Genomic DNA, 6239 nt, shown 5'->3' on the forward strand with positions numbered 1-6239 from the left:
ATGTTAGGATCATCATTTAACTTCCTGAATGCTAAAAATTCCAATGATTTGATGGCAGAGGAAATGAAAAATAATAAAACCTATTGGTTCCCACAAGCGGAATTCCAATTGGCTGCTTCTAAAGAATTCAAGTTTTATGGCGGAGTAGACGGAGGTTTGAAGTTGAATACATATGGAGATTTGCTACAAGATAATCCGTTCATTCTTTCGGATCAGGTATTGAGGCCAACGGAGACTAAATATCATTTTTATGTTGGGTTAAGAGGGGATTTTGATGAAATGATCAAATACGATTTCTCTGCAGGCTTCGGAAAAATGAGAGACATTATGTTCTTCAAGGCGAATGATTTGTTCAGCTACGACGCTCAGGAACGTTCCGCTTATAATTTTGCCAATACTTTTTCTGCAATCTATGATGATGGAAATGTAAGTGATATTAAAGGAAGTATCCAGTATTTTCCTTTAGCAAACCTGATTTTAGACGGGGAAATCCTTTTCAGAAAATATGATTTGAAAAATTATGAGGATATTTACAATGTCCCGTTAATAAGCGCGAGTATCGGGGCTAAATATACGATGCTGGATAAAAAGTTATTGTTAGGATTCAAAGGAATTTTTGCCAGCGACAGAACAACCAATTCCTATACTTTAGAAGCAATTCAGACGACTCCGAATATTATTTACCAGTCTACGGAAGACAAAAATGATAAAGTAGGAGGGTATGCAGACTTAAATCTTTCCGCAGAGTATAAAATTCACAAAAATTTCAGTATTTTCGCGCTCGGAAATAATCTTCTAAGTTCCAAATACCAGACGTACAAAGGATATAAGGTTCTTGGTGCACAGATTCTGGGTGGAGTGAAGATTACATTCTAAAAGATAAGTAATGAGTAACGGGTAATGAGCAATACAAAAATCATGGATTATTTATTATTTATTACTCATGAACCGGGCTGCATAGTTTAATGGATAGAACTTCGGATTTCGGCTCCGACAGTGAGGGTTCGAATCCTTCTGCGGTCACTTCTCGGGACAAGTCTAAAAAAGATAGATTTGTCCCATTTTTTTTAATATTTAATTTACTGGTATTCTGATAGATAAATTCAACTGCTGAGTTTAATCTGGGAGTTCGATGTAATGTTCCATCAAAAACCAAAAATTCAGGGAACATCGAACTTATAATCTTTCTCTTTTCTTCTGTGTTCCCCTGTTCATAGTACTTGTCAAGGTTTCCCACTTTTTTTAGTCCCGATCTCAATAAGCCTTTAATTTCGGTATTAATATCAGAGAGGTTACTCAATTTAAATTCCAATTGTTCAATCTTCTCACTGCAATATTTTTTGATAAACAGATATTCTTCATCCTCAATTTTGCCATCTATCTTTTGTATCAACGCATTTTTAACACGAGTACTCAATCCTTCAATTTGAGTTAACAAAGTTGTTCTTTCCTCTCTTTTAGCTTCAGTTTTGGTGGTAAAATCACTAATAATAGCCTCAATAAATATATCTGCTATTCCTTTTTTTGGAATCAAACTACGAAGTTGCTTTACAAATATGTTATTAGTTTCTTCTGCCTTAAATCTAACACCGCAAGAGCTAGAGCAGTGATAATAATTGTAATATCGACCCATCTTTCCTCTTGAGGCACTTCCAGTAAGTGTTCTTCCGCACTTATGGCATTTTAGAAACCCCCTTAATGGTAAATTATCTGGTGAAACTATTTTTGGTTTGATTTGTCTTTTCCGCCCATCCAATATTTGTTGTACCTCATCAAATATTTTTTCACTGATTAGCGGTTCATGTTGCCCTACAACAAAATATCCAGGTTCATCTTTGTGAGGTGGAATAAATATTTTACCACAATACAATGGATTTCTTATAGCTAACCAAAAGCTGTTTTTGTTGAATCTACCTTTACCATCTGCTTTTTTGCGAACCATTTTCCATACTTGCTCTGTATTAAACTGGTTGATGATGATTTTGTTCAAAAGCCCATTTAAGCAAAGGTCCTTCATGTTCATGTATAGCTATATATTTTTTATTTTCTGCTATTTTGTTTGTATATCCTAACGGAGCAGTACCCATGTAGCGACCTTCCTTTTTAGCTCTCCGCATTCCATAAAAGGTATTAAGAGATCTTCTGTCATTCTCTACTTCTGGTGCGGCAAGGTAAAATGCGAGCATTATTTTATTTTCCGGAATATCTAGATCAAGAGGTTGTTCTATAGCCCCTGGTTCAATGCTAAATGTCCGTAATAAATTTATCATTTGATAAGCATCACCAGCATTTCTACTAAACCTGTCCCACTTAGTAAACAAAAGTAAGGTACTGGCCGTATTCTTTTTTTGTTTACGGAGAGTATTCAGATATTTTTGCCACTCAGGTCTTTTAAAAGTTTTAGCAGAATAATCTTCTATGTAAACATTTCTAATCGAAATACCTTTTATATCACAGTATTTCCTTAGACGATCCTCTTGATCACGCTGCGAATATCCTTTATCTGCCTGTTCATCTGTCGATACACGCACATACAAATCTGCTTGTTTCATAATGTTAGTAGGTAATGAAATTTTTAAACTCTACCACTAAGGTATTGATTTACTGCTATATTTGCAATTGTTGTGATGAAAATTAAGATGATTTCGGCTTGCTCAGTACTTACTATGGTTCCTTTCATTTTTAAAATTTCAACTACTTTTTCAGGAGTCAATTTTGCAATATTATTTCTTTCCATCTCAGTTCCATTTAAGTTCTTTTTTTAAACTTAAAAAGAAATATCTTGGAGTAATAATAATGACACTTTGGGGCTTAAAATGGCTGCTATTTGCCCACTTAGTGCTAATTGTAAAATAATATTAGCAAGTCCATAAAGGACCTGAACCTATCTTTTTATTTGATGACTAACAGTGGCTTTTTCTTAATTTAAAAATCAGATTGCCACGATTTTGCCACAAATTTTTTCAGATAAAACTATTTTGAAAACTTCTTCTCAAAATTGACGAAACTATAAATATTGTTTATCGCTGTTTAAACTAGCAAGTGTTGTAAATCAATTTTTTTGATAATTTCTGGAATCTGATTTTCAAGATCAAATAATTCTAAAGTACTTCGGTAGCCGGGATGATAACATGGAGTGTATTTTACATATCCAAAATTTTGAAGTTCTTTAAAATATTTATGATAAGTAGCAGTATTTTTAATGTGAGCTTGATACATAAGTTTACTTCTGCTGACCCGAATAACGCCCGTCTCATTTTGAAGGTAAGCAAGTTTAACGATTGCGGTTAGAAGTGCAATATGCCAGACATTTAATCTGCCATCTTCTGTAATCTGAATTAAAAATTCAATTCCGTGAATGGGGTTAGCTTTTTCCACTCTCAAATAATTTTTTTAGATCCTCAAAGTTGTAGTAGTAAGATCCGGAAACTTTTTTAAATCTTATTTTTCCAGTAATCCGAATGTTTTGCAAGGTGGCAGGTGAAATGTCTAAAAAACGACGAACAGATTTGCTCCTTATCCATTCTGGCTGTAAATTATTTGGAGCTGGTTTTATTTTTTTATCCAAAAGCATTTCTATTTCATGAAGTAGCTGCATTTTGAATTGTCTTAAATCTTCTTTTGTTAGTGGTTCCATTATTGGTATTTAGCTTCGATAAATGTACAAATATGGATTTTAAATAATTGATTAATAATTTGTTACATTGGTTTTTGGTTGTGAATTTTATTTAATGTTACTTATGAATTTATAAGTTTTAACACATTAAATGCCAAATTGTGTCAGAGTAAGACGTAATGCTATGATTAAAAGATATGTAGTGTAACTTGGCGTAGGTTTCAAAAGATATAATAACTGTGCAATATCTTTTTAACCGTAATTAATTTTTTATTTAATTCTTTTATCTATCAAATGAAAATTACATTTTACTTGCAAGCAGACACAGGACAAAATTTATATTGTCTTATCAATGATGGAAAAGACGAGACGGCTTTTAGTATGAATTATGTTATTGATCCACAGTTGTGGGATTCAGAAAAAGGAGAAGTTAACGATAATAATCCTTACTTTTTTGTGTTACAGGATTTTAAAAACTACCTTTCCCGGAGATATTTTGAATTAAAGGCAGTGGAAACAGTAGCCGTTTTGAATATTTTGAAAGAAGAGACTTTGGATTTACTTAAAAAATCAGGTATAGATGGGATTTCCAAAAAGGTATTCAATATTATGAGTGCTGAGATTGGATTGCCTGAATATGATGGTTATTTATTGGCATTTGAGAAATATACAGGCTTAAAAAGGGAAAACTATAAAGTCGAAATCCTAGATTATCATCTTCGTTTTCACACTGACGACGAAGTTTATGAAATAGATACTTATGAAGGAACAACTACTCTTCTTAAAAATATAATCAACCACAGATCGTATCTTGATATCATCACACTTACAGAAGAAGATAACTGGAGTGAAATTTATGATGAGTATATACCAAAAGAGAAATTCATATCAGTGATGCTTGATGAATTAGAATATTGTTTAAGAGATAACTTTAAAAGTACAGGATTATATATTAAGAATGAAAATATAAAAAAGTTCAAAGAAGAGATAAGAAGACAATTTGAGGTTTTCAAAAATCGTTATGAACATTCGAATGTAATAGATCTGGCCTTAGAAATAAATGAAGATATTTTGTATCCTAAAGCAGTTATTACAATGACCAGAATATTTGATTTGGACACTTGTTGTACAGAGTATTGTGATTTAGAGTTTGCCACTGGAGACTGGAAAGCAATTTTTATGGACGATGAGCTTGAAGAGGAAGATGATAATTTGCCAGTATTTTATATTAGACCTTATGTGTAGTATTCATTCTGATGAAATTCATTCAAAGGGCTTTAAACAGAAGTTTTATATTGTTTTATAGTAGCTTAATAGGCCAGACGATAAAGTGGACCGAGGGTTCGAGTACCTCACTCTCCGCGAAGACAAATGACGCCATTGAAAGACAAATGGCGTCATTTTTATTTAATATTCATTTTTCAAGATTCTTATAAAGCCTCTTTTTCATCTACAAAAATTGTTTTTTGCTAGAGGTAGGGTAACAATCAAGAAATTTTAGTTTTGGTTACATCTGTTATTTTTTAATCAAAGAAAAAACGTAGGACTATCTGTAAACTTCTTTCTGCATATGCATTTAATTGTTCAGGAGTATTATCTCACTTCTTCTGAGATGGTGGTTGCAAATATGGAGGGCTTGGACCTTACCCTTATCATACTCATTTTCTTCAGATAAATCCCAAACCTGTTTTCCCTTTTTTAAAGCTTCCACAATATTGGAGCTAAGAAGTTTGGAAGTGTATTGTGCCAGGTTGTTAATTTGTTTATTAGAATATTCCAATGCTTTGATCTTAAAGCACAATGTAATAATCATGAGTTTTGCAGACTAGGTTTATCATAGGAAGCAAATTGTTATAATGCAGTTGGCTGTTGCAGATAAAATTAATGAATTATGCAGTAAGATTAAAATTTGACCTTGGTAAAAGCAGAATAAATATTATTATAGAGTATCTTATTCCGAAACCATAATAAAAGTATATTGCTATGCTTAAAGATGCCGCTTTAAATTTCAGCTGGCTTGATCTCTTTAATATTTGCAGTAACCTGTCATTTTGTATTTTTGCTGATACTACTAAGTAAAGTAAAATAAAAAATTAGAGTATTAAACAATACTCTAATTCAATAGCATTATAAAATATTCACAACGAATAATTCTACAACATGAAATTATGAAGAAAATGAGTTTTCAGAACTGATCAATAAGGTCCGATATTCTTTTTCAAATATCCGTCAATGGACTACTAATTACAAGTTTCATGGTACTACTTTTCTACTACATTCCGTTTTGCGGCCGTGAAAATGTTAAATTAGGATCAGGACTAAATATAGCAGACAATCTTAATGGACGATTACATCTAATATATCAAAAGTATTCAATCCAAATCTACACCTTAGCCCTTCTGAAGTTCCTTCATGGTTAATCAGGGCTACGGCATCAAATACATAAGTGCCTGAAGGAAGATATAAAGTTCTGGAAGCAGCAGCATCAAAATTCCCAATTACAGCGGCATTAGTAGAGTTTGAATAATTTCTATTGGCTCTCAGAAAGCTCGTCTGTCCCGTATAAGCTGCTGGTGTACTTGTAAAAGTAAGGGTTACTCCCGCAAATTTTGTAGCTCCATCC

At 32.6% G+C, this 6239-nt stretch carries 7 protein-coding genes, 1 tRNA gene and 2 pseudogenes; 3 read left to right on the top strand and 7 right to left on the bottom strand.

What is annotated here, in order from left to right:
* Positions 1-876, top strand: a pseudogene (locus ACGHIN_RS16080) (TonB-dependent receptor); the annotation flags it as partial.
* Between the two features lie 75 nt (positions 877-951).
* A tRNA-Arg gene (locus tag ACGHIN_RS16085) sits at positions 952-1023 on the top strand.
* A 574-nt stretch (positions 1024-1597) separates the two neighbouring features.
* Here the strand turns inward: ACGHIN_RS16085 and ACGHIN_RS16090 are convergent.
* The 5 genes and pseudogenes from ACGHIN_RS16090 to ACGHIN_RS16110 all read right to left on the bottom strand — a co-directional run.
* Positions 1598-2023, bottom strand: a pseudogene (locus ACGHIN_RS16090) (recombinase family protein); the annotation flags it as partial.
* Positions 1962-2552: a recombinase family protein gene (locus ACGHIN_RS16095; protein ID WP_390455836.1), complete on the bottom strand. Its 591-nt coding sequence runs from the start codon at positions 2550-2552 to the stop codon at positions 1962-1964. The pseudogene ACGHIN_RS16090 and the gene ACGHIN_RS16095, both read right to left, overlap by 62 nt.
* Positions 2553-2575: 23 nt before the next feature.
* Positions 2576-2737: a hypothetical protein gene (locus ACGHIN_RS16100; RefSeq protein ID WP_390455839.1), complete on the bottom strand. Its 162-nt coding sequence runs from the start codon at positions 2735-2737 to the stop codon at positions 2576-2578.
* 293 nt (positions 2738-3030) lie between these two features.
* Positions 3031-3378: a hypothetical protein gene (locus tag ACGHIN_RS16105; RefSeq protein WP_390455842.1), complete on the bottom strand. Its 348-nt coding sequence runs from the start codon at positions 3376-3378 to the stop codon at positions 3031-3033.
* Positions 3365-3637 carry a helix-turn-helix domain-containing protein gene (locus ACGHIN_RS16110; protein WP_390455845.1) on the bottom strand — a complete coding sequence of 91 codons (273 nt, stop codon included), beginning with the start codon at positions 3635-3637 and terminating at the stop codon, positions 3365-3367. Before ACGHIN_RS16110 ends, ACGHIN_RS16105 begins: the two co-directional genes overlap by 14 nt.
* A gap of 273 nt (positions 3638-3910) precedes the next feature.
* Between ACGHIN_RS16110 and ACGHIN_RS16115 the strand changes: the two genes are divergently transcribed.
* Positions 3911-4861, top strand: a complete 951-nt coding sequence (locus ACGHIN_RS16115) for a hypothetical protein (protein WP_390455848.1) — start codon at positions 3911-3913, stop codon at positions 4859-4861.
* Positions 4862-5192: 331 nt separating this feature from the next.
* Here ACGHIN_RS16115 and ACGHIN_RS16120 read toward each other — a convergent pair whose 3' ends face one another.
* Both ACGHIN_RS16120 and ACGHIN_RS16125 read right to left on the bottom strand, forming a co-directional pair.
* Positions 5193-5429, bottom strand: a complete 237-nt coding sequence (locus tag ACGHIN_RS16120) for a hypothetical protein (protein ID WP_390455851.1) — start codon at positions 5427-5429, stop codon at positions 5193-5195.
* Between the two features lie 524 nt (positions 5430-5953).
* Positions 5954-6239 (bottom strand): hypothetical protein (locus ACGHIN_RS16125; RefSeq protein WP_390455854.1); only part of this gene is annotated, 286 nt, incomplete at its 5' end.

It is taken from the genome of Chryseobacterium barbadense (assembly GCF_042849955.1).
In the GTDB taxonomy this organism is placed as follows: domain Bacteria; phylum Bacteroidota; class Bacteroidia; order Flavobacteriales; family Weeksellaceae; genus Chryseobacterium.